Source organism: Secundilactobacillus paracollinoides DSM 15502 = JCM 11969 (assembly GCF_001311135.1).
In the GTDB taxonomy this organism is placed as follows: Bacteria; Bacillota; Bacilli; order Lactobacillales; family Lactobacillaceae; genus Secundilactobacillus; species Secundilactobacillus paracollinoides.
The window spans coordinates 23,255-46,828 of the sequence record NZ_BBAG01000007.1; the positions used below are offsets into that span (position 1 = coordinate 23,255).

The following is a 23,574-nucleotide window of genomic DNA, read 5'->3' on the forward strand; positions in this document are numbered from 1 at the left end:
GCGTCACAGCTTTACTCGAGAGAACGCAATAGTCGCGCAACGGCAAGTCAGTCGGATCGGTCAACCCAGTATGGGTCTAGTGATGAGCGAGACGATAGTAACCAAACGAATGATGAACCTACGAGGATGTCGCGGTTTAGGCATTAGAGCGTGAAGCAAGGCGGTCTAGGGGCGGTGTGTAACGGAGACTGACTGAAAAGTCCGGGTCTGACTTTTTGGTCAGTCTCCGTTACACGTTAGCCCCGTGCCTTGCTGAACGCGTTTCCACTAGATAAGGGAAACGCACGTTGCCAAAGGCACAATGCAGCATGAACCCAGGACGTTAGCACCTGTTTTTTTGTCAGAGTCGGTTACACGATAGCCTCGTGCTTGCTGAACACGTTTCTGCCAAGATTCAAAAAGCCAAACAAATATAACTTAAAAAGAGAGACACCCAATCAAAATCCACCCAGGATCTTGATTGAGCGTCTTTTTTGACTGTAAACAAGCAGGCATACTTCCAGTCGAGCCGTGTTTTAGAAAAACGAGCGCCACCTTCCAACCAACGCCGACCAAAATTCATTTTAAAGATGCCATCAAACTGTGACACCCGCATCATTTTCAATCAATTACAGTGTTGGTTTTCTAAAACCTTACAACCCCACGTTTAGCTAATACTGGCCGAAGAAGTTGATTAACGTTTTAATGGTATTCTAATTAAAATGAATGACAAAAATTTTAAATGAATAAATTTTCGGTTTTTGGCTGTTCTTTCTCGCGGTATAGAGCGGTTATGACACCGGTATTCAGCGAACAAAACGCAATATACAGGACTTTACAGATAGAATTATTTTGACCAATTCGGAATAATGGTTTAGAATTATTATTGAATTAAAATTAAAAGTGTATGAAATCTCAAACAGCAGTTTTGACGATGATTCTAAACATTTGTGATTAAAGAAACTCACAGAACGGCGGGTTGCTGACTTGCCGTTCTGTTATTTTTCAAGGTGGAGGGAAAAGATATGTCAATGATTGAATTCCAAGACGTCGAGAAGTACTACGGCGACTTTCATGCGTTACACGATATCAACCTGACAATTGATAGCGGTGAAACGGTTGTGCTGATCGGCCCATCCGGTTCTGGTAAGTCAACCCTGATTCGGACGATCAATGGGTTGGAGCGCATTCAAGAGGGAAAACTGATCGTGAACGGCCAAGACTTGGCGGACCGCAAGACGGATATGAACCGGATTCGTAAGAACGTTGGATGGTGTTCCAACACTTTAACCTCTATGCGAACAAAACGATTCTCGAAAACATTATGTTGTCACCACGCCTCGTGTTGAAACGACCTGAGGAAGAAAACAAAAAGTTTGCGATGGAGTTACTTGACCGCGTCGGGTTAGCCGACCAAGCACCTAAGTTACCAGCAACTCTCAGGGGGTCAGCAACAACGGATCGCCATCGCCCGGTCATTAGCGATGAAGCCAAAGGCACTGCTGTTTGATGAACCAACCAGCGCGTTGGATCCAGAAATGATCGATGATGTGCTGAACGTTATGAAGGATATTGCCCGTGATTCTGCCATGACCATGTTGGTTGTGACCCACGAAATGGGCTTCGCTCGTGAAGTGGCCAACCGGGTTATTTTCATGGCTGACGGTCAGATTCTTGAAGACGATAGTAAGGAAAGCTTCTTTGACGGTCAACCAACTAATGAACGGGCCCGTCAATTCTTGAGTAAGATCATTACACACTAGTCAACAAAGGAGACGAGCACATGAAGAAAGTATTTCGATTAGTCGGAATCGTCCTCTCCAGTTTAGTCGTGTTAGTGATGTTGTCAGCCTGTGGCTCAAAAGCGTTATCCGCACAGAATGTGGTGACCAGAGCCAAGCAGACTAACACAATTACTTGGGGGGTCAAGGCCGATACCAAGTTGTTTGGGTTAATGGACGTTAAGGATGATACGATCAAAGGGTTTGACGTGGATATTGCCAAAGCCATTACGAAACAGATCTTGGGACCAAAAGGGAAGGCTAACTTCGTTCAGGTTACGAGTCAGACGCGGATGCCGCTACTGAAAAACGGGAACATCGATGCCATTATTGCCACGATGACCATTACGCCAGAACGGGAAAAGCAGGTTGATTTTTCGAAGTCCTACTTTGATGCTGGGCAATCCCTATTAGTGAAGGACAGCAGTCCGATTCATAACATTAAGGACCTGAATAAAAACGGGGCAACCGTTCTCGGCGTCGTTGGGTCAAACTCCGTGCAAAACGTGGCGAAGGCAGCTCCCAAAGCGCGGGTGTTGCAATTATCTGATTATGCGCAAGCAATGACGGCGTTGAAGTCTGGTCAGGGTGAAGCGTTGACGACTGACAACGGGATCCTGTTTGGGATGGCAGTTGAAAATCCTGGCTATCACGTCGTTGGTGGCGCCTTTACCAAGGAACCATACGGGGTTGCCATCAATAAGGGCCAACCTGAATTTAAGGCTGATGTGAACAAGGCACTGCGCCAAATTGAAAAATCTGGTGAGTATAACCGGATCTTGAAGAAGTGGTTCGGAAACGTCAAAGGGTTTAACTATAAGGAGATGGAACGACATTGATCTCAATATTCTCTAACTATGGTGGTCAACTCTTGCAAGGCTTTGGTCAAACACTCCTCTGTAGTGTGATTGCGCTATTCTTTAGTCTGATCATTGGCTCAATGTTTGCAATTTTTGAAACCACTCCAATTAAATTTTTGCGGGTCATTGCCCGAATTTATATCGAAGTTTTCCGGAACATTCCACTTTTGGTTATCACGATGTTCTTCTTCGTGGTGATTCCCATGTTTGTCGTGAAAATTAGTGGGTTTGCTGCCGGGACCATTGGCCTGACGATTTACACCTCAGCGTTTATTGCTGAAACGGTGCGTGCTGGGATCAACTCAGTGGATCCGGGTCAAATGGAAGGTGCCCGGGCAAACGGCCTGAGTTTCTGGCAATCAATGCGGTACATCGTGTTGCCCCAGGCGTTTCGCTACGTTATTCCACCACTGGGCAACCAGTTTATTAACTTGGTCAAAAACTCATCAGTGCTGGCCTTCGTTGCCGGCTTTGATCTGATGTACCAAGGGAACGTGATTGCTTCTGACTCACTCAGTACCATGAGTACGTACATGTGTGTCGGGGTGTTGTACCTGATCATCACCATGCCGCTAAGCTACTGGATGCGGCATCTTGAAAAGAAATTAGCAGCATAGGAGGTGCGATCATGAAAGACTTTATTGATGCTTATTCGTGGATCAACATGCGTTATCTTTTACAAGGCCTTTGGATTACCGTGGTCGTGTCACTTGCCTCGATTGCTGGTAGTTATGTGATTGGGACGATTCTCGGTATTATTCGCTATGTGAATATTAAAATTCTCTCGCCAATCGTTGGCTTTATCATTGATGTCATTAGAAATTTACCGTTACTGCTGATTATCTTCTTCACCTACTTCGGTTTACCTAATTTAGGCTCCGGCCAAGTAGTGTGTGGGCAACCATCGTTGCGATGATCGTGTTTGAATCATCGATGATTGCTGAAATCGTGCGGTCAGGAATTGTGGCGGTGCCATCCGGTCAAATGGAAGGTGCCCGTGCTAATGGATTGAGCTATAGTCAAACCATGTATCACATTATTCTGCCACAGGCGATGAAGAAAATGATTCCAGCCTTAGTCAGCCAATTTATCTCGCTGATCAAGGATACGTCATTGGCCACAATCATTGTGTTGCCTGATCTGATGCATAACGCACAGATCGTTTATGGCGAAAACACCAGCTACATTCTGCCGATGTTCTTGATGTTGGCTATTATGTACTTCGTGGTGTGCTATGCGCTGTCGCTGGTTTCACGAAGTTTGGAACGACGAATGAGTTAATTGAATTTTTGCAACAAAAAGGCTCTGACAATTGATATGTCAGGGCCTTTTTTGTTGCGATTAGGCTTCCGTTGAAACGTAGTAGGCTTGGAACCGTTGAAAATCAATATCGGTTACTTCGGCTTTGATCTGCGTACCTTCAGCTTTGTAGTCTGTTTCTAACACTGAAGCATGCTCGTTTAGATAGGAGACAACGTCACCTTTGTCGAACGGCACCATAAACGTTGCGGTAACAAAGTTCTTAAACACCTTTTTCTTGATGGCATCCACTAGTAGGTCAATGGAAGCATCATCCTTTGCTGAAATGACTAATTGATCACCAGCTTGGGTTGGATACTCACTATCGGTGAGATCAGCCTTGTTAAACACCGTTAACATTGGCAAGTCAGGAACGCCAATCTCTCGCAGTGTTTTTTCAGTTGTACTCATCATATCAGCACGGTCATCGCTAGAGTAGTCGACGATTTGAACCAAAAGATCTGCATTAGCGGCTTCGTAAAGCGTTGATTTGAAGGCTTCAACCAGAGTCGTTGGTAATTGCGAAACGAATCCAACTGTGTCACTCAGCAGGAGCTTCTTTGAATCCTCAAACTGCAGTTGACGCACACTGGTGTCCAAAGTGGCAAACAGCATGTTCTTCACCATTACTTGTTTATCGTCATTCATGCCAAACCGCTTGATGAGTTCGTTCATGATGGTGGACTTACCCGCGTTCGTATAACCGATCAAAGCCACGTTTGGTAGGTGGCCCTTTTCACGCTGTTGCCGTTTGACCTCAGCTGAGCGGTTAACTTCCTTGAGTTCATGCCGCACGTGTTGATCTGACGTTGCACTGTCCGACGGCTTAATTCGATCTGAGCTTCACCAGCCCCACGGTTGGTAAACCCGCCACCAGCACTTGTCCCAGTCTGTTGGTCCAAACTTTGGTTAGCTGCAGTGTGCAGTCGGGGCATTTGATATTGTAATTTAGCTAATTGGACTTGGAGTTTAGCTTCACGACTTTGTGCGCGGTTCGCAAAGATGGCGAGAATTAGTCCGGTTCGGTCCATGACGGGGACCTTGATGACTTTCTCAAGGTTCCGGATCTGACTAGGGGTCAGTTCATCATTTGCGACAACAATCTGTGCGCCGGTTTCGACGACAACATCGCGGACTTCTTCGACTTTCCCAGTCCCAAAGTAGGTAGCAGCAATGGGCTTAGGCAAACTCTGGTCGATGCGCTCGACCACGTTCATGTTGTTAGCGGCACTTAAGGCAGCCAATTCATCCATGCCATAGTTAAAATTGGCGCGACCGGTATTCAACCAATGTTGATGACCGGGGTTAATTCGCTGTTATCCATAGTTTTATCATCCTCATTTCCTATGTGTTGAGTATAACACAGAGTACGGAGGAAAGCGGTTAAAGAGCGGAGCGTAAGGGCACTCTGTCGAAAAGGCCGGGTCTGACTTTTGGACAGAGAGCCCTTACGTGCAGCTCTTTGCTTTCGGGAGCACGTTTCGACACAGAGTGCGGAGGAAAGCGGTTAAGGGGCAGAATGTAAGTAACTCTGGCAGAAATGCCTGAACTTGGCATTTTTGCAGAGTTACTTACATGGCCGCCCCTTGCTTTCGGGAGCACGTTTCGGCAATAGAAGATAACGGCAACTATCCAGCGGGGTTTTAGCAACCGCAGAGACGATTGCTATAACGACTAATCTTTTGTGAGATAGGCAGATAACAAAGCACTAACACCCGATAGCCAATCCTAATCCACAATATACCCGAAATATGCAACATCATCATTCATTATTGGTGCATGACTATTAACATATGCTAAATTTAATCTCCACATATAATTCTAAGAATATCAACCGTAAAAAAGCTAGCAATCTAACATCTTTAACATAGGTCACAAACCCACTATTTTCAGTCACTTACAGCAGATACATCTAAATAGAAACCTAATGCTTGTTTAAAGCAAAAATCACTACTTACTTTTGTTACATAAATATTTTTTAATTTTCTAAAGATACGCTCATAATAGACGTACCAAGGGGTTAAGTTGAGTCACACCAAAATAATGTAAAAATTCATGATTGCTTTTAATTATTCGTTAATGTAGTATTAATGCGTTATTCATTTCGGCTATTGGGTGGTCGAAATTTTGCAATTATATTTGGTGTGTTTACAGGAGAAATTTAGAGATGAAGTTAAGACGACTTGCTGAGTTAACAGCTGTCGCTGCAGTGGCGTTAACCCTTGCGGCGTGCGGTAGTAACAAGCAGTCTAGTTCAAAGGGGACCGGTAACTATGCAGCCGATCAGACCGTGAACTGGATGGAAAGTTCGCAGTTACCAACCATGGATATCTCATTAGCAACTGATGAGATTAGCATGAATATGTTGAACAACACGAATGAAGGGCTGTATCGTTTAGGGACTAATAACAAAGTCGAAGCAGGGATGGCCACTAAGACCAAAATCAGCAAAGACCAAAAGACCTGGACATTTACATTACGTAAAAATGCTAAGTGGAGTAACGGTGATCCCGTGACTGCACAAAACTTTGTCTATAGCTGGCAACGGACGGTTAACCCGAAGACCGCTGCACAATACTCATATATCTTTGATGGCGTGAAGAACGCTGATAAGATCATGAAGGGCAAGGCGCCTGTCAGCAGCTTAGGTATCAAGGCTGATGGCAAGTATAAGTTAACCGTGACTTTGGAAAAGAACATCCCATACTTCAAATTATTACTTGGGTATGTGCCATTCTTCCCGCAAGACCAAGCCTTTGTTAAAAAAGAGGGTAAGGCATATGGGACCAAGGCTAGTGCTGTTTTGTCAAACGGACCATTCAAGATCGAAGGCTGGACTGGGACTAACGATAGTTGGAAACTCGTTAAGAACAACAGTTACTGGGATGCAAAGAACGTTCATTTGAAGACCTTAAACGATCAAGTGACAAAGGATCCTGGGACAGCACTGAACCTCTTCCAGAGCGGCAAGCTTGATGAAGCTGTTTTGAGTGGTAACCAAGTGAAGAACATGTTGAACAATAAGGACATGCACGTGTTACCAATGTCCCGTTCGGCTTACCTTGAAATGAACCATAAGAAAGTGCCTGCATTTAAGAACCAAAAGATTCGTCAAGCCATTTCACTGGCACTTAACCGGAACGCTTTGACGAAGGATGTCCTTTCGGATGGCTCATTTGCAGCAAAAGGTTTTGTGACTAAGGGACTTGCCAAGAATCCTAAGACCGGTGCTGACTTTACTAAGGATGCGGACAGCAATGGAACTGGTGTGAGTTACAATACCGCTAAAGCTAAGCAACTTTGGAAACAAGGACTAAAGGAAATTGGCAAGAAGTCCGTTTCATTCACCTTGATGACTGATGATACCCAACAAGAAAAGCAAACCGGCGAATATGTTCAATCGCAATTACAAAAGGAATTGCCTGGTATCAAGGTTTCACTGAATGCCATTCCGTATAAGCAACGTTTAGCTAAATCTGCTGATCACCAGTTCCAGATGGTACTGACACTTTGGGGTGCTGACTACTCTGATCCATCAACTGACTTAGACATCATGACTTCCGACAATTCATACAACAACGGTCAGTGGAAGAACACTGAATATGATAAGTTGATTGAGAGAGCCGGTAATGAAGATGCCAACAAGCCAGAAGCACGTTGGAATGATATGGTGAAGGCTGAACAGATCTTGATGAAGGATCAAGGTGTTATCCCATTGTTCCAGAGCACGATGCCACAGTTGCTGAATGCTAAGGTTAAGGGTGTTATTTACAACACTGCTGGGACGCCATTCAACTTTAAGAATATGTATGTTTCTAAATAACCTACCATAATACGTCAAAGATCTGCCAAGGTTTCTGACTTATTGGAGTGAGTATTCTACTTGTTTAGAATACTCACTTTTCGGTTTAAAGTAGACGTATCAGAAATGAGTTAAAATGCGATAAAATTGCGCTTTGACCATTATTTTATGCTTAGTGGGGTCACGGTAATGAAACACCTTAGAACGTGTTTAAGCGCGCAAAACACAGCAAATTCTAAGATGTAAGATTTATACGTTGTAAGCAATTGATCTGCAAGTCGGATAACCCTGTCGACGATTTGCAGGTTAGTGTCTGATAGACGATTGTTGCGCAGACTAAATTTGATAAGACTGGTTTTTTCTCCGCCGTTATTCGTGGTACACTTGGGACGTATGTGAGAAACTACTATAAAAAGGACAACCTTTCTGTGAGAAGTTATCCCCATAACGAAAAAATATTCACTGAATTAGGGCGATTAACACGGGGATTTAGTGGTCATAAGCAGTTGAAAATGATAAACCAACATTGATTTTAATTGCTTTCTAATATACAATAAAACCATTCTAACTACATATTCATAAGTCAGTATGTTTATGCGGTAAAAAGGGGTTGTATTGCTTATGAAACTTAGCTCTGCTGTTAAGTTGGGTGCCGTTTCTGCTGCGTCACTGCTTTTACTGGCCGCGTGTGGGTCTAAAAGTAGCAGTAGTAAGAACCTGGCTGATGATCAGACGTTGAATTGGGTTGAAACGTCTAATATTCCAACAATGGATCCATCAAAATCCACGGATATTGTCAGTGGTGGCGCGCTAAACAACGTCGATGAAGGATTGCTTAGAATTGGGCAAAATTCCAAGGTGCGGCCTGGGATTGCTAAATCCTATTCGATCTCAAAGGATGGGAAGACATGGACGTTTAACCTCCGCCATGCCAAGTGGAGTAACGGTGATCCCGTTACAGCTCAAGATTTTGTTTATGGTTGGCAACGGACTGTAAAGCCTTCGACCGCGTCACAATATGCTTACCTGTATGATCATGTGAAGAACTATGCGGCGGTCAATAAAGGTAAGATGTCACCTTCAAAACTTGGCATTAAAGCTGATGGCAAGTACAATGTCGTTGTGAGCTTGTCTCGTCCACAAAGCTATTTTAAGTACATTGTCGGCGCACCAGCGTTTTTCCCACAAAGTCAAAAGATTGTTGATAAGTACGGTTCAAAGTACGCATCGAATTCAAAGCATGCCATCTATGATGGGCCGTTTAAGCTTGCTGGCTGGACTGGGACAAACAATTCATGGGAACTCGTTAAGAACAAGAATTATTGGTATGCAAAGGCCACAAAGCTTAAAGCCGTTAAGTTCCAAGTTATCAAAGATCAAGGGACTTGGTTGAGCCAGTATCAAAGTGGCAAGGTTGACGAACTGATCACTGACGGGACACAGTATAAACAGCTGAAGAACTCTAAGGATATGCACCTTAGAAACAGTGCGTCAACGTTCTATCTTGAACTCAACCAGCGCAAAGGGTTCTTTAAGAACAATGTAAACGCCCGTAAAGCCATTTCATTAGCAATCAATAAGAAACAATTTGTGAGTGATGTGCTAGCCGATGGGTCGAAGAATGCTAAAGGTTTGATTCCAACTGGATTAGTAAAGAAGGGGTCAACTGATTTTGCTGATGCCGCATATGTTAAATCTGGTACTGAGTACAATTTGGCACAAGCTAAATCGGACTGGAAGAAGGCTTTGAAACAAGCTGGTAAGTCAAGTGAAAGTCTGACACTGCTCTCGGATGATACGCCAGCTGGTAAAAAGACAACTGAGTTCATTCAGAGTCAGTTGACAAAATTGCCTGGGTTGAAGGTCACAACCGAAAACGTGCCATTTAACGTACGGTTAAGCCGGTCTCAAAAAGGACAATTTGATATTGTTGTCAGTGGCTGGATTGCTGACTTCCCAGACGCTATTTCGTTCAGTTCGCTGTTTACTTCAAACAACAGCTATAACAATGGTCAGTGGAAGAACGCGACCTACGATACCGATATCAAGAATGCCGAGGGTAAGGATGCCAATAACGCAGACGCCCGTTGGAACGACTTGGTTGGTGCCGAAAAGACTTTGATGGAACAACAAGGTATCGTGCCGTTGTATCAACAAAGTCAGGCACAGCTATTGAAGTCTAAGGTTCATGGTATCCAGTACTTCCCAACTGGTGCACAATGGGACTTTAGCCACGCTTATATCTCAAATAGTAAATAGGCGTGTTGGGATTTAGTAATCACGTGAAGAATTAATCGATACGTGGGGTTGTGAGGGCTTTCTAGCTTCATAGCCGAAACGTGTTTGACAAGCCAGAGGCTGCTGTGTAAGGCACTTCCGGCACAAAATCCAGGACCGGGATTTTATGCCGAAAGCACCTTACACTCCGCCCTCTACCTGGCTTGTCAAACACTCTTAAATAAATGGTTGCTCCACCGTCTAACCACACTGGGTGTGTTCTGATAGGTTTCGTGAGAGTGAGGATTGGGTATCCAGTCCTTACTTTTACATATATAAATCGTCATTTTACAGTCATGCTAAAATAGAACTAGTCTGCAAATTAGAAATGAGAGGTATATTCATGGCGAAGTATTTAGCAAAGCGGATATTTTATCTGCTACTGACATTATTTATCGTCATCACCGTCACGTTCTTCATGATGAAGCTGTTACCCGGGACACCGTTGACTAACCAACAAAAACTGTCTCCTGCGCAACAACATTTGATTTTGAAACAGTACGGGTTGACTAAGCCTGTATGGCAGCAATACTTGATCTACGTTGCTGGGATCTTCCACGGGAACTTCGGGACTTCCTTCCAATTTAGTGACCAACCTGTTTCCTACCTGATCTCTAGCCGGATCGGACCTTCACTGTTGCTTGGGTTCCAAGCGATGGTCATCGGTGTTTTGCCCGGAATCGTTTTTGGCGCTTTGGGTGCCATCAACAAGAACACCTGGATCGATTCTGGAACCACGATCATCTCAATTCTTGGGATCTCCATTCCAAGTTTCGTTCTGGCCGTTCTCCTGCAATATTACGTCGGTTTGAAGTTGGGCTGGTTCCCAATTGCCGACTGGGGCGGGTTCTCGTATACCGTTCTACCGACTCTGGCACTGGCGGCCTCGCCGTTCGCCGATACGGCCCGATTTATTCGGACTGAAATGGTGGACGTCTTAAATTCAGATTATATTGAGTTAGCGACGGCCAAAGGAATGAGCAAGTGGGGTGTGATTTACCACCATGCGCTCCGGAACAGTTTAATTCCCGTTGTTACGATTATTGGACCGTTAGCCGTCAACATTATGACTGGGTCGATGGTGATTGAAAACATCTTCTCCGTTCCTGGTATCGGGGAACAATTTGTGAAGTCGATCCTGACCAACGATTATCCAACCATCATGGCGGTGACCATCGTTTATAGTGTCATGCTGATGGTCGTCCTGCTGTTGACCGATATCGTTTACGGCATCATTGATCCACGGATTCGACTCACTGGGAACAGTAACTAATTGGGAGGAAAATAAATGGCTGATCAAGTAAAACTTCCAGCAGATAGTTTTGAGCCCCTTGATAAATCGGCTCACCTGGATAGTGAAAAAATCGCAGCGCCTAACCTGACGTTCTTACAGGATGCTTGGCGGCGGTTGAGGAAAAACAAGAGTGCGGTCATTGCAATGATCATCTTGATCTTATTCTTCCTCGCGGCGTTTGGCTCCGCATTCATTTCACCACACAATCCAAATGCGGTTAACCCGCAGTTTGCAAACTTACCACCAAAGTGGCCCGGCGTTGATATTAACGGGTTGAACGGGACGTTGAACCAGGCGGGCAGCCGGGTCAATGCGTACGCCCAAGCCCACGCCGGTTCTCATTTCTACCTCTTAGGGACCGACTACCTTGGCCGTGACCTGTTATCGCGAATCCTCTACGGGACCCGGATCTCACTGACCGTTGCCGTGATTGCAACGGCAGTTGACCTGTTGTTCGGGGTGACCTTTGGCCTGTTTTCAGGTTGGCAAGGCGGCCGGATCGATAACTTTATGCAACGGTTGATTGAAATTATTATGTCAATTCCACAACTGGTTGTTGTTGTGCTGTTGATCTTGGTTTTGAAACCAGGGATGATGTCGATCACCATCGCCATTGCGTTTTCAAGTTGGACCACCATGGCCCGGCTGATTCGAGCGCAAACCTTGGAATTGAAAGAACAAGAGTATGTTTTAGCAGCACGGACGCTTGGCGAGAGTTCCGTTAAAATCGCGTTTAAGCATCTGTTGCCAAACCTTTCAAGTATCATCATTATTCAAACGATGTTTACGATTCCAAGTGCGATCTTCTTCGAAGCATTCCTGTCCTACATTGGGATCGGGATCAGTTCACCACAAGCATCACTTGGGACACTGCTGAATGATGGGCAAAAGAACTTCCAGTTCCTGCCGTATCAGATGTGGTATCCAGCAATCGTTTTGTCGGTCATCATGATTGCGTTTAACGTGTTTGCCGATGGTTTGCGGGATGCCTTTGATCCACAAACGAAAGAGTAGGTGAGCGAAAATGATGGAAAGTAACGAAAACATTCTCGAGGTCGAAAACCTCAAAATCAATTTCAAGACCTACGCTGGGACGGTCAAAGCCATCCGTGACGTGAGCTTCAACCTGAAAAAGGGTGAGACACTCGCCATTGTTGGGGAATCCGGTTCTGGGAAAACGGTCACGACGCGGTCCATTATGGGCCTGCTGGCGAACAACGCCGAGGTTGAAGGCGGGACGGTCATGTTCCACGACCAAGACGTGCTGAAGATGTCTGAAAAACAGCTTCAAGACCTGCGTGGTGCAAAGATCGCTCAGATTTTCCAAGATCCCATGACGTCGTTGGATCCCACGATGCGTATCGGTCGGCAAATTGCTGAACCGCTGATGGTGCATAAGGGCATGAAAAAGGACAAGGCCATGGCCCAAGCCCTTGAAATGATGAAGCTTGTCGGTATTACGGATGCTGAAAATCGAATCAACGACTACCCGCACCAATTCTCAGGTGGGATGCGGCAACGGATCGTGATTGCCATTGCGCTGATCAACTATCCGGAGATCCTGATTGCTGACGAACCAACTACTGCGTTGGACGTGACGATTCAGGCACAGATTCTGGATCTTATGCGTGAGTTGCAGGACAAAATCTCAACGTCGATCATCTTTATCACCCATGACCTTGGTGTCGTGGCAGGGATGGCTGACCGGGTTGCTGTTATGTATGCGGGTAAGATCGTGGAATACGGGACGGTTGACGAAATCTTCTACAACCCAAAGCACCCTTATACTTGGGGGCTGTTAAGCTCAATGCCGACGTTGGAAACCAACGACGACGAGCTGCCTTCGATTCCAGGAACGCCGCCTGATTTACTGGATCCGCCTGCTGGCGATGCGTTTGCCCCACGGAACGCGTACGCCTTAAAGATCGATACCGAACAGGAACCGCCGTTTTTCAAGGTCTCCGATACTCACTACGCCGCAACTTGGCTGCTGCATCCGGACGCCCCGAAAGTCACGCCGCCTGTTCAGATCGTGGCACGGCAAAAACAGTTTGCTGAAATGCAAAAAACTTAGCTGCTGAGAAGTTATCGCACCCAGTAGAAGAAGAGGAGGAGAAGCAATAATGGAAGACCACAATGCCAAAAAAGTATTGGAAGTTAGCCATTTGAAGCAGTACTTCAACGTTGGCAAAAAAGACGAAGTTAAAGCCGTTGACGACATCTCCTTTGATATTTACGAGGGTGAGACCTTTGGGTTAGTGGGCGAATCCGGTTCTGGGAAGACCACGGCCGGTCGTGCCATTATCCACTTGTACACACCAACAAGCGGCTCCATCAAGTTCAATGGCGACGAAGTCATTGGCATGAAGGACAAGGCGAAAATGAAGCAGTTCCGCCGTGACATGCAGATGATCTTTCAAGATCCCTATGCCTCTTTGAATCCCCGGATGAAAGTTCGCGACATCATTGCGGAAGGCATCGACATTAATCACCTGGCAAAAACGAAGGAAGACCGTGACAAACGGGTAGCTGAATTACTCGAAACGGTCGGCCTCAATCGCGACCACGGTTCCCGTTACCCTCATGAATTCTCAGGTGGGCAGCGGCAACGGATCGGGATTGCCCGCGCCCTTGCTGTGGAACCAAAGTTCATCATTGCTGATGAACCGATCTCAGCGTTGGATGTGTCCATTCAAGCCCAAGTTGTTAACCTGTTGAAACAACTGCAAAAGGAACGTCATTTAACGTACCTTTTCATTGCCCATGATCTGTCGATGGTCAAGTACATCAGTGACCGAATCGGTGTGTTGCATTACGGGCGGATGTTGGAAGTTGGGACGTCGGATGAAGTCTACAACCATCCGTTGCACGACTACACCCGCAGCTTGCTCTCTGCTGTGCCGATTCCTGACCCAGAGTATGAGCGGATCCGGACGCAAATCGGGTATGATCCAAAGTACGAGAAGGGCGACAAGGTACGTAAACTGGTCGAAATTGCCGATCATCACTGGGTTCAAGCCAGTGAAGACGAAATTCCAATGTATCAGAAACGTGCCCAAGAGCAGGGACTTACGGTTCTTTAAATCGTCCGATAAAAAAGGCAGTCACATTTGTGGCTGCCTTTTTTGTCGTTTGTGGATAGCTTGCGTTGCATTCCGCAATTTGGCACTCCGTGTGATGGCTCGCGACTGAGCTAACTCGATTTCCACTGCGTGGCTCTCGAGTGGATCTCAGTCGTCTCGCACATCAGTAACCGACCCAAGAACGGTCGCTAACTGATGTCGACACCACAGCTCCGTGCCAAATTACTCCATTCCACTGACGTTGAACTATATTTTTACCACTGGTTAAGCATCATAATGGCGTTAAAACTAGTTTGCAGAGAATCCGCCCTCGACTGCGGGTAAAACTACTGACAGTAATGCTTCTCACAATTTGCTATTGACAGTAACGATTGATTAACCGTCTTCGTGACACCACTTATGAAGTCTTACCTTCAATGTTAACTTTGACAAGTTTTGTAGCGAAGTGGAGCCGGTCGGCATTGCAGGCTGTGGTGTCGGTATTAGTTGGCGACCGTACTTTGGTCGGTTACTAATACGGGAGACGTAGGAGATCCTTGAATTTCTGCCAAGAAATTCAATAGCTCCGTAGCGACCCCACCTCAGCCTGCAGGGCCGACCGGCGGAACGAAGCGACATTCTTATGCTATTTGGATTACTTAACAATAAACTCTCAGAGTCATAAAAAAGATGCCATAACGGCACCTTTTAAATAGCGCTTATAAGGCATCACTAGTGTTATTAAAGTAATCCACGTGAATATGACCATCTGTGATCGTAAGCTTCGTGACAGAGCCGTTTTCAGTTGTTTCTGAAGGATCGAGGGTGTCACTGTACCGTGAAACAATGCTGCGGATGGTTGTACCGTGAGAGGCGACGAGGACTTTATCGCCGTCGTGGTGGGTGGCAATTAGCCGGTTAAACCCGGCGTCTAGGCGAGCCCAGAACTGCGCGTTATCTTCCGCGTCATGGTAGGGATCCTTGGCGGCAATCATGTCCTTAACCGTTTCGATGGAGTAGCCAGCAATCATTTTACTGAAAGTGTCGTACCCGTCTGGCCCGCCGATCATGTGCCAGGCTTGCAGGTCATCGTTGCCTTCAAAATAGCCGAAGTTCTCTTCACGAAAAGCAGTATCGATGGTGGCTTCGCTAACTGTTCCGGGGTTAACGGCCAGAATGTACTTGGCAGTGTTTTGGGCGCGCGGTGCATCGCTGGTGTAGGCGGCGTCAAACGGAATCACCTTAAGCCGGTCGCCGGCGTGCTTGGCATCCGCAATGCCTTTGTCAGTCAGCGGGGCGTCCACCCAGCTTGAATCCGGTGGTACTTGTTCAAATACGTTTGCCCGTGACGGACGAAATAGACTGAAAAACTTGTCATGTATAAACTCCTTAGTGCGTCTTGTAATCAAATCTTAGGTTAAGTGTAGCATATCTATCTAGTTCAGTTTGCCAAGTTCACGCCGAATTCTTGGCGCGTCCTGTTTATTACTGGTAAATAAAATGTGATCATTGAGCTTTAACGGGGTATCACCGCTGGGCCGAATGAAGCGTTTTTCACGATAAATTTGTGTGATCGTGATGTCGTCAATGAAGGGCAGGTTGCGCACCTGAATGTCCACATATTTCCGGTTACGCAGACCGACTTCGTAAACGGCGGCTTCGGTGGAACTCAACAGTTCGATGGTAGATGGACTTTGAATCAACGCCCGCAGCATACTGATGTTAACGTCTTGGGTGTTGTAGACCTCTACGCCCATCTTGATTAAGGTCTCACGCCGGTCGTCCAAAATATTGGCGTCCTCAAACCGAGCAATGACCCGTGGGACACCATATTGTTTGGCGGCCTTAGCGAGCCGGTAGTTTTCTTTTGAGTTACTCTGTCCCAAAATGATGATGTCGGTGTCAAAAACCCCTTGATCAACGAGATCGTTGGCGTTGAGATTCTCCAGCAGGATCACGTTGGTCTCACTGTTAAACGCACTATAGTTGGTCTGCCGGTCGGTGTACATTTGCACTTGGAACCAGCCCTTCGCCAACTGTTGCGCAACGGGCACGGTCAACACGTTGGTCCCAATGAAGTGGACTTCAGTCTTTTTGAGGTCCTCTTCCTCATCTGAGTAACGCCGGTTAAAGAGCAGCGGGCCGATGACACAGGTCAAAATGGCGGCCAGCAGGAAGGCACCGGACTGTTGGCTCGTCAACTTGTTGAGGTGTTGAGCAACTTGCAACGTCGCCAAAACGACTGTCAGTGTGGTACTGGTCATGGCGGTACCGGCAAACGCGTTAGCTTTCTTAAACCGCAGTCGCAGGATCGGGTATACCAGTGCTTGGCAAGTAAATAGGCGACAAGAAAGGCCGGAATCAATATCAGTGTTTCCCGGCTTTGGAGCAGGGTTTTCAGATTCAGCCCGACACCGCTCATGATAAAGAAGATCGGGATAAAAAAGCCGTAGCCGATGGAATCTAACCGCACCTTAGTCTCTTCGTGCGGCTCCAGCAGTTTCAATACGATCCCGGCGAGGAAAGCACCCAAGACGCCTTCTGCCCCAACCGATTCCGCCACCGTAACAAGAGCGACGATCAAGAAGAAGGCCAAGCGGACATCCAGTTGCGTGGTGGACTTGTTGATTTTATCAAAGAACTTGAAGAACGCTTTGAACCGCCAGAATAGCAGGGCAGCGACGAGCAGAATCAGCAGTAACAGCCACAGTGATTTCGAGTGGGGACTGTAAATTGAGGCGTAAAAGGTCAGCCCCAACATTGGGACGACCTCCCCGAGGGCCGAGATGAGCAATACCGTTTGGCCAAAGGGTTTGCTGAGTAATTCTTTTTCCTTCAGCGCGGCGATGACGATGCCCAGCGAGATCGTCATGAAAATAATGGCCGCCAGCCACATATCGCTGAACAAGCCCGTTAGTTGAAAAATAAAACCCAGCAGGATGGACATGACCGCGATACTGGCATAACTCAGGAAAGCCAGGGTTACGGCGGAGTAGCGCGGCGCTGACACGGCCTGCTTTTGCTGCAAAGGGGACAGGTCCGTTTGTTTCCGGCTGAAGAGGGAAAAGTCGATCTCCAGACCGCTCAAGAATAACAGGACGATCACCCCGACGTTTTTTAACAACGTCAACGTTTCGCTGGTGTGAATCAGATTAAACAGACTGGGACCCAGGATGACCCCGACAATGATCTCAATGACGGCCGTGGGTAATAGGGTCAGCCTGAATCGCGCCATCACGAGCGGAATAATGAGCGCGGCTAACAAAATAATGACTAGGGAAATTTGGTTCATGAAGCACCTCACAATTGCGGTCTAAGGAACGCCGCTAAATAGGTTATCATCGCTAAAGACGACAGTGTTGAACGCGCTTGTTTAAAAATAGTCTAATTACAACACACGCCTACGGATAAGTGGTAAAATTGACTATCGAAATTTATGGATGGAGGGGTCATTATGGCTGCGACAATTAAGCAACAAGAACAAGCCCATCTTGATGATGTTGTATCAAAGATCAAGGTGGCCCAAACCAAGGCACAAACGTCGATCGATCAAGCTGAAACCGATGAAAAGGGCATTCGCGATAACTTCCAAAATGACCTGCGACTCAAGACAGATTCGTACGCCGGAATGATGGAAACGGCTTTGTCCGTTCGCCAGCAGCAACAACTGTTAGGTGAACGGCAAAATAGCTGGCAGCATGCGACGAATGAGTTGGCCACGTTAAAGAAGTTGGAAAAAACGCCGTACTTCGCGCGAATCGATTTCCACGAGGCTGGTGAGCCCAAAACGGAGACAATCTACATCGGTCTCGCATCGTTTTCAGACGAACCGGATCGTTTTCTAGTATACGATTGGCGGGCCCCGATTTCTAGTGTTTACTACGATGGCGGCCTGGGGAACGTGACTTATTTGACCCCCGATGGTGAGCAGACGGTAGACGTGAAGCTCAAACGACAGTTCCAGATCGAAGATGGCAGCATTAAGACCGTGTTTGATACTGAAGAAGCGGTTGGCGACCAAATGTTGTTGGATGCGCTGAGCGAAAAGTCGGACACCAAGATGAAGTCCATTGTGACCACCATTCAAAAGGAACAAAACCAAATTATCCGGGATACCAAGTCGGACCTGTTATTCGTGCAGGGCGCGGCTGGTTCCGGGAAAACGGCCGCGGTGTTACAGCGGGTGGCCTATCTGCTGTACCGGTATCGCGGTAAATTAACTTCTGGTCAGGTGGTGCTATTCTCGCCTAACCAACTCTTTAACGACTATATTGATCAGGTGCTGCCTGAATTAGGCGAGCACAATATGGTTCAAATGACGTACTACCAGTATGCTGGTCGACGGATCCCAAAGATGGCTGTTGAAACGCTGTCCGAACGGTTTAGCGAGGACTATTCCGATGCCGAAAAACGAATCGATACGCTGAAGGGTGGCCTGTCATTCTTTGATGCTGTTACCGCCTATGCCAACCACCTTGAAAAAGAGAACATGATCTTTAGAAACATTAATTTTAAAGGCAAGCCGTTTTTTACCAAGGAAAAGATTCATGAGATCTACTATAGTTTCAATGAAAATTATCGGCTGGGTAACCGCTTAGACGGGACGCGCGAACAGTTGATCAAGATGCTGAACCGGCGAATCAGTTCGGAAATGCGGACCAAGTGGGTCGAAGAGACTGTTCAGGACTTGAGCAAAGAAGAAATGGACAAGTTATTTGGTGACCAGCCGCGCGAATTCGATTCCGCTGATAAGGAGTTTCAATTCTTGGCACGTAAGATCGTCATGCAGGCGTTCCAGCCGATTCGTCAAGCTATTGTTCGGAACCGGTTCTTAAGCATCAATGCCCAATTTATCCACATGCTGCGCAGTTTACCGCAGATCATCGACCTCGAAAAAGCGGGCATCAGTAAGGATGATTGGAAGGCAAGTGTCAACCGGGCAATTGACCGGATCAAAGCCGGCAAGATGACGTTGAGCAATGTGTCAGCCTACCTATACTTGTTTGATAAAATGACTGGGAAAAAGGGCGAACGCGACATTCGGTACGTCTTCATTGATGAAGTACAGGACTACACGCCGTTCCAGTTGGCATTTCTGAAATTTAGTTTCCCTCGGGCGCGGTTCACGTTGCTTGGCGATTTAAACCAGGCCATTTTTACCAAGGAAAACTCGCACACGTTACTCAGTGAATTGAGTACCATGTTCGATCCTGAAAAGACACGGGTTGTGCAATTGACACAGTCGTATCGGTCAACCCAGCAGATCACCGACTTTACCCGACACATTTTAGTGAACGGGGAAGCTGTGACTGCCTTTGACCGGGATGGTCAAATCCCAACAGTTCTCGTGGCTTCGGATGATCACGCTGCGTTAGCTGCTACGATCAAGCAAATTCAACAAAACAATGATGACCATGAAACAACGGCCATCATTGGCAAAACGTTGAAACAATGTCGTGCGTTGTCTTCTCAGTTGCAGGAAGCTGGTGTTCGCGCTACCCTGATTCAATCAGAAAACCAACGATTAGCCTCAGGTGTGATCATTGTGCCATCCTTCTTAGCCAAGGGGCTCGAGTTTGACGCTGTAATCGTCTGGGACGCTTCTGATCGTAATTACTTTGAGGAAGACGACCGGCAACTGTTGTATACGATTTGTTCACGGGCAATGCACCGGCTGACGGTGATTGCTGGCGGCAAGTTGTCGCGGTTGTTTGAGACGGTGCCAACGGATGAATATGAACTAAGTGAGTCATAATGGTAGTTGTGCCAAGTGCGAATCGTTGAGATGCGTGACTTGGTGCTTTTTGTATGGTTGGTGATAAGGTCCGTTGCATTCCGCAATTCGGCAGGCCGTCGTAGTGGCTCGCGACTGAGCTAACTCGATTTCTGCTGCGCAGCTCTCGAGTGGATCTCAGTCGTCTCGCACATCAGTAACCGACCAAGAAACGGTCGCTAACTGATGTCGACACCACGATAACCTGCCGAATTGCTCCATTCCACTAACGATGAGCTTACTCTTTACCACTAGTTAAGCATCACATTAGCGTTAAACCGAGTTCGAAGAGAATCCGTCCTCGACTGCGGTAAGCCCAGTGACAGCAATGCTTCTCACAATGCACTAGTTACTAGTAACGAATGATTAACCGGTTTCATGACACCACCTTTGAAGATTTACCATCTATGTTGCCTATGCCAGTATTGTAGCGTAGTGGAGCCGTTCGGCATTGCAGGCTGTGGTGTCGGTATTAGTTAGCGACCGTACTTTGGTCGGTTACTAATACGGGAGACGTTGAGATCCTTGAATTTCTGCCAAGAAATTCAATAGCTCCGAAGCGATCCCACCTCAGCCTGCAGGGCCGAACGGCGCAACGAAGCGGACGAACGCACCGGACGAACGCACCGGACGTAACGCACCGGACTTATTGGACAAATCATGTAAAATTATGGTCCATTTGTGAACTAATCCTACGCGGATGGTAGCGCTTAATGTATAATGGTAACAATTGTAATTCGACTGATAATGTGAGGCAGACAGGCAAATGACTGATTTGATTAACTACGATGTATTTGAAAAGCCCGAGTGGCGCGATTTTTACCAGGCAGCGTCCGTGCCGTTGACACAGGCAAGCTTGAAACAGATTCAGGCGTTCAATGACCGAATTTCACTCCAAGATGTCCAGGACGTTTACATTCCCTTGATTCACCTGCTGTCGTTAAAGATTCAGGATTTTGACCGGTGGCAGGATGTGAAGTCTGACTTTCTGCATAAAACGCCCCGGCACGTGCCGTTTATCATTGGCATCGCCGGTAGTGTCGCGGTGGGGAAGAGTACGACGGCCCGGCTGCTGGAAGTGTTAATGAACCACTTTTTCCCAACGCAGCGGGTCGAACTGGTCACTACGGATGGGTTTTTATATGCGACGGATGACTTGAAACGACGTGGCATCCTTGACCGTAAAGGCTTCCCAGAATCCTACGACATGAAGTCGCTGATTGCTTTTCTAAACGAGGTGAAAGCTGGCGTCAAGGACATTACGGTGCCCGTTTATTCACATAAGGTCTACGATATTATCCCTGACCAGGTGCAACACATTACCCAGCCGGATATTTTAATCGTTGAGGGGATCAACACCCTGCAGCTGCCAAGCACCGAACAGGTCTACGTTTCTGATTTTACGGACTTTTCCATCTATGTGGACGCAAAACCCGAACTAATTGAGAAATGGTTCTTGGAACGTTTTGATGCCTTATTGAAACTTGCATTGAAGGATCCTGATAACTACTACTATGAATACGCTACCGGGGATCATGATGATGCCATCGCAGCTGCTAAACAAACTTGGGCAAGCATTGATCTGCCCAACCTAAACGAGTATATTTTGCCCACTCGCAACCGGGCAGACCTCATTATTCATAAGGGGGATCACCACATTATCGACCAGATTCTATTACGGAAATATTAGCAAATAAAACCCGAACAATTAAAATGTATTAATTTTGATTGACCGGCTTTAGGGTTTTCGGGTATGATAGGGTCATATGATTTAAGAAGAAGACAAACAACTAAGGGGTGAATCGTTTGGCAAAGGTGGATTTATCGTCCTTTGATAAGATTATTGTGCTGGACTTTGGTAGCCAGTACAACCAACTCATTACGCGTCGAATTCGTGATCTGGGGATCTACTCAGAACTGATGGCGCACACGATTACAGCTGACGAAGTAAAGGCTATCAACCCAAAGGGAATTATTTTCTCCGGCGGGCCGAATAGTGTTTACGCCAAAGACGCACTGCGCGTTGACCCAGAGATCTTCAAGCTAGGGATTCCTATCTTGGGTATCTGTTACGGGATGCAGCTGATGGCTTACACGCTGAACGGAAAAGTCGACACCGATAATGGTCAGTATGGCCGCGCAGCAATTACGGTGACAAGTGATGACGCAAAATTGTTCGCCGGCACGCCGAAGGAACAAAACGTTTGGATGAGCCATGGTGACCTCGTTACCGAAGTCCCAGAAGGCTTTACCAGCGTTGCAGCCAGTCCTGAATGTCCCATTTCTGCCATGCAAGATACGGCGCGTAACTTCTACGGGATTCAATTCCATGCCGAAGTACGGAACACGGATTACGGCAATGAGATCTTAAAGCACTTTGCGTTTGATGTTTGTCAAGCTGAAGCAAACTGGTCAATGGATGATTTCATTGACCTGCAGATTCAGCATATTCGCGAAACTGTTGGCGACAGGAAGGTTCTCTTGGGCCTTTCTGGTGGGGTAGATTCCTCAGTTGTTGGGGTGCTGCTTCATAAAGCCATCGGTAACCAACTGACCAGTATCTTTGTTGATCACGGTTTGTTGCGGAAGGGCGAAGTTGAACAAGTGATGGATAGCCTCAAGGGCAAGTTCGGCCTCAACATTATCCAGGTCGATGCGCATGAGCGGTTCTTATCCAAGCTGGCTGGTGTCAGCGACCCTGAAAAGAAGCGGAAGATCATTGGTAACGAGTTTATCCAGGTCTTTAACGATGAAGCCACCAAGCTTGATGGGATTGACTTCTTAGCACAGGGAACCCTCTACACCGACGTGATCGAAAGTGGGACTGACACGGCGCAAACCATTAAGTCTCACCATAACGTTGGTGGATTGCCAGACGACATGCAATTCCAATTGATCGAACCGTTGCGGTCGCTCTTTAAGGATGAAGCACGTGAACTGGGTGAAAAACTCGGCATGCCTTCTGAACTCGTTTGGCGTCAGCCATTCCCTGGTCCTGGGTTAGGGATTCGGGTAATTGGTGAAATTACTGAAGAAAAACTTGAAATCGTGCGTGAGAGTGACTTTATCTTACGTGACGAAATTAAAAAAGCTGGCTTAGACCGTGATATTTGGCAATACTTCACGGTGTTACCAGGAATTCGGTCAGTGGGTGTCATGGGTGATGGTCGGACATACGACTACACCGTTGGTATCCGTGCTGTGACTTCAATTGACGGGATGACTGCGGACTTCGCACACATTCCGTGGGATGTGCTGAGTCACATTTCAACACGCATCGTAAACGAATGCGATCATGTTAACCGTATCGTGTATGACGTCACGAGCAAGCCACCTTCGACCATTGAGTGGGAATAATTTTCTGTTACGAGTGCTCGGTAAAATAAAATAACTTTGAACCGCCGCAATGATGAATTGCGGCGGTTTTTTCTCCGCTTTTTACTCATA

At 46.7% G+C, this 23,574-nt stretch carries 12 protein-coding genes and 4 pseudogenes; 13 read left to right on the forward strand and 3 right to left on the reverse strand.

All coding sequences use genetic code 11. From position 1 onward, the window contains the following. Nucleotides 1-1,010 precede the first annotated feature (1,010 nt). The 4 genes and pseudogenes from JCM11969_RS04360 to JCM11969_RS04375 all read left to right on the forward strand — a co-directional run bounded on the left by JCM11969_RS04360 (nucleotide 1,011) and on the right by JCM11969_RS04375 (nucleotide 3,901). Nucleotides 1,011-1,742: pseudogene (locus JCM11969_RS04360) on the forward strand (amino acid ABC transporter ATP-binding protein). Nucleotides 1,743-1,762: 20 nt separating this feature from the next. Beyond that, the gene (locus JCM11969_RS04365) at nucleotides 1,763-2,599 is read left to right on the forward strand and encodes a transporter substrate-binding domain-containing protein (protein WP_054708678.1); all 837 of its coding nucleotides are present in this window, start codon (nucleotides 1,763-1,765) and stop codon (nucleotides 2,597-2,599) included. After that, nucleotides 2,596-3,237: an amino acid ABC transporter permease gene (locus tag JCM11969_RS04370; RefSeq protein ID WP_054708681.1), complete on the forward strand. Its 642-nt coding sequence runs from the start codon at nucleotides 2,596-2,598 to the stop codon at nucleotides 3,235-3,237. The genes JCM11969_RS04365 and JCM11969_RS04370 overlap by 4 nt, the downstream gene beginning before the upstream one ends. A gap of 11 nt (nucleotides 3,238-3,248) precedes the next feature. Next, nucleotides 3,249-3,901 (forward strand): annotated as a pseudogene (locus tag JCM11969_RS04375) (amino acid ABC transporter permease). Nucleotides 3,902-3,961: 60 nt separating this feature from the next. Here JCM11969_RS04375 and hflX read toward each other — a convergent pair. Further along, nucleotides 3,962-5,243 (reverse strand): annotated as a pseudogene (gene hflX / locus JCM11969_RS04380) (GTPase HflX). An 843-nt stretch (nucleotides 5,244-6,086) separates the two neighbouring features. Between hflX and JCM11969_RS04385 the strand changes: the two are divergent. The 6 genes from JCM11969_RS04385 (at nucleotide 6,087) to JCM11969_RS04410 (ending at nucleotide 14,375) form a co-directional block, all read left to right on the forward strand. After that, nucleotides 6,087-7,742: a peptide ABC transporter substrate-binding protein gene (locus JCM11969_RS04385; RefSeq protein ID WP_054708685.1), complete on the forward strand. Its 1,656-nt coding sequence runs from the start codon at nucleotides 6,087-6,089 to the stop codon at nucleotides 7,740-7,742. 600 nt (nucleotides 7,743-8,342) lie between these two features. Further along, nucleotides 8,343-9,980: a peptide ABC transporter substrate-binding protein gene (locus tag JCM11969_RS04390; RefSeq protein WP_054708688.1), complete on the forward strand. Its 1,638-nt coding sequence runs from the start codon at nucleotides 8,343-8,345 to the stop codon at nucleotides 9,978-9,980. 361 nt (nucleotides 9,981-10,341) lie between these two features. Next, on the forward strand, nucleotides 10,342-11,271 hold the full coding sequence (gene opp3b, locus JCM11969_RS04395) for an oligopeptide ABC transporter permease (RefSeq protein ID WP_054708691.1): 930 nt from the start codon (nucleotides 10,342-10,344) through the stop codon (nucleotides 11,269-11,271). A 15-nt stretch (nucleotides 11,272-11,286) separates the two neighbouring features. Next, nucleotides 11,287-12,306, forward strand: a complete 1,020-nt coding sequence (locus tag JCM11969_RS04400) for an ABC transporter permease (RefSeq protein WP_054708694.1) — start codon at nucleotides 11,287-11,289, stop codon at nucleotides 12,304-12,306. Nucleotides 12,307-12,319: 13 nt separating this feature from the next. Further along, nucleotides 12,320-13,366 (forward strand): ABC transporter ATP-binding protein, encoded by a 1,047-nt coding sequence (locus JCM11969_RS04405; RefSeq protein WP_054708698.1) that lies wholly within the window; start codon nucleotides 12,320-12,322, stop codon nucleotides 13,364-13,366. 49 nt (nucleotides 13,367-13,415) lie between these two features. After that, nucleotides 13,416-14,375 (forward strand): ABC transporter ATP-binding protein, encoded by a 960-nt coding sequence (locus JCM11969_RS04410; RefSeq protein ID WP_054708701.1) that lies wholly within the window; start codon nucleotides 13,416-13,418, stop codon nucleotides 14,373-14,375. 698 nt (nucleotides 14,376-15,073) lie between these two features. Here the strand turns inward: JCM11969_RS04410 and JCM11969_RS04415 are convergent. Both JCM11969_RS04415 and JCM11969_RS04420 read right to left on the reverse strand, forming a co-directional pair. After that, nucleotides 15,074-15,658: a histidine phosphatase family protein gene (locus JCM11969_RS04415; protein WP_369523191.1), complete on the reverse strand. Its 585-nt coding sequence runs from the start codon at nucleotides 15,656-15,658 to the stop codon at nucleotides 15,074-15,076. 132 nt (nucleotides 15,659-15,790) lie between these two features. After that, a pseudogene (locus tag JCM11969_RS04420) lies at nucleotides 15,791-17,646 on the reverse strand (cation:proton antiporter domain-containing protein). Nucleotides 17,647-17,808: 162 nt separating this feature from the next. Here JCM11969_RS04420 and helD point away from each other — a divergent pair. The 3 genes from helD (at nucleotide 17,809) to guaA (ending at nucleotide 23,484) form a co-directional block, all read left to right on the forward strand. Then, complete coding sequence (helD, locus tag JCM11969_RS04425) at nucleotides 17,809-20,109, forward strand: RNA polymerase recycling motor HelD (protein WP_054708704.1); 2,301 nt, start codon at nucleotides 17,809-17,811, stop codon at nucleotides 20,107-20,109. A gap of 784 nt (nucleotides 20,110-20,893) precedes the next feature. Next, nucleotides 20,894-21,817 carry a type I pantothenate kinase gene (gene coaA / locus JCM11969_RS04430; protein ID WP_054708709.1) on the forward strand — a complete coding sequence of 308 codons (924 nt, stop codon included), beginning with the start codon at nucleotides 20,894-20,896 and terminating at the stop codon, nucleotides 21,815-21,817. 116 nt (nucleotides 21,818-21,933) lie between these two features. Further along, complete coding sequence (gene guaA / locus JCM11969_RS04435) at nucleotides 21,934-23,484, forward strand: glutamine-hydrolyzing GMP synthase (RefSeq protein ID WP_156319251.1); 1,551 nt, start codon at nucleotides 21,934-21,936, stop codon at nucleotides 23,482-23,484. Nucleotides 23,485-23,574: the final 90 nt, after the last annotated feature.

Excerpts from the sequence above, each read along its gene's own strand:
- coaA (WP_054708709.1), top strand. The coding sequence starts at position 20,894 with ATGACTGATTTGATTAACTACGATGTATTTGAAAAGCCCGAGTGGCGC.
- JCM11969_RS04405 (WP_054708698.1), top strand. The coding sequence starts at position 12,320 with ATGGAAAGTAACGAAAACATTCTCGAGGTCGAAAACCTCAAAATCAAT.
- JCM11969_RS04365 (WP_054708678.1), top strand. The coding sequence starts at position 1,763 with ATGAAGAAAGTATTTCGATTAGTCGGAATCGTCCTCTCCAGTTTAGTC.
- helD (WP_054708704.1), top strand. The coding sequence starts at position 17,809 with ATGGCTGCGACAATTAAGCAACAAGAACAAGCCCATCTTGATGATGTT.
- opp3b (WP_054708691.1), top strand. The coding sequence starts at position 10,342 with ATGGCGAAGTATTTAGCAAAGCGGATATTTTATCTGCTACTGACATTA.
- JCM11969_RS04390 (WP_054708688.1), top strand. The coding sequence starts at position 8,343 with ATGAAACTTAGCTCTGCTGTTAAGTTGGGTGCCGTTTCTGCTGCGTCA.
- JCM11969_RS04400 (WP_054708694.1), top strand. The coding sequence starts at position 11,287 with ATGGCTGATCAAGTAAAACTTCCAGCAGATAGTTTTGAGCCCCTTGAT.
- JCM11969_RS04410 (WP_054708701.1), top strand. The coding sequence starts at position 13,416 with ATGGAAGACCACAATGCCAAAAAAGTATTGGAAGTTAGCCATTTGAAG.
- JCM11969_RS04385 (WP_054708685.1), top strand. The coding sequence starts at position 6,087 with ATGAAGTTAAGACGACTTGCTGAGTTAACAGCTGTCGCTGCAGTGGCG.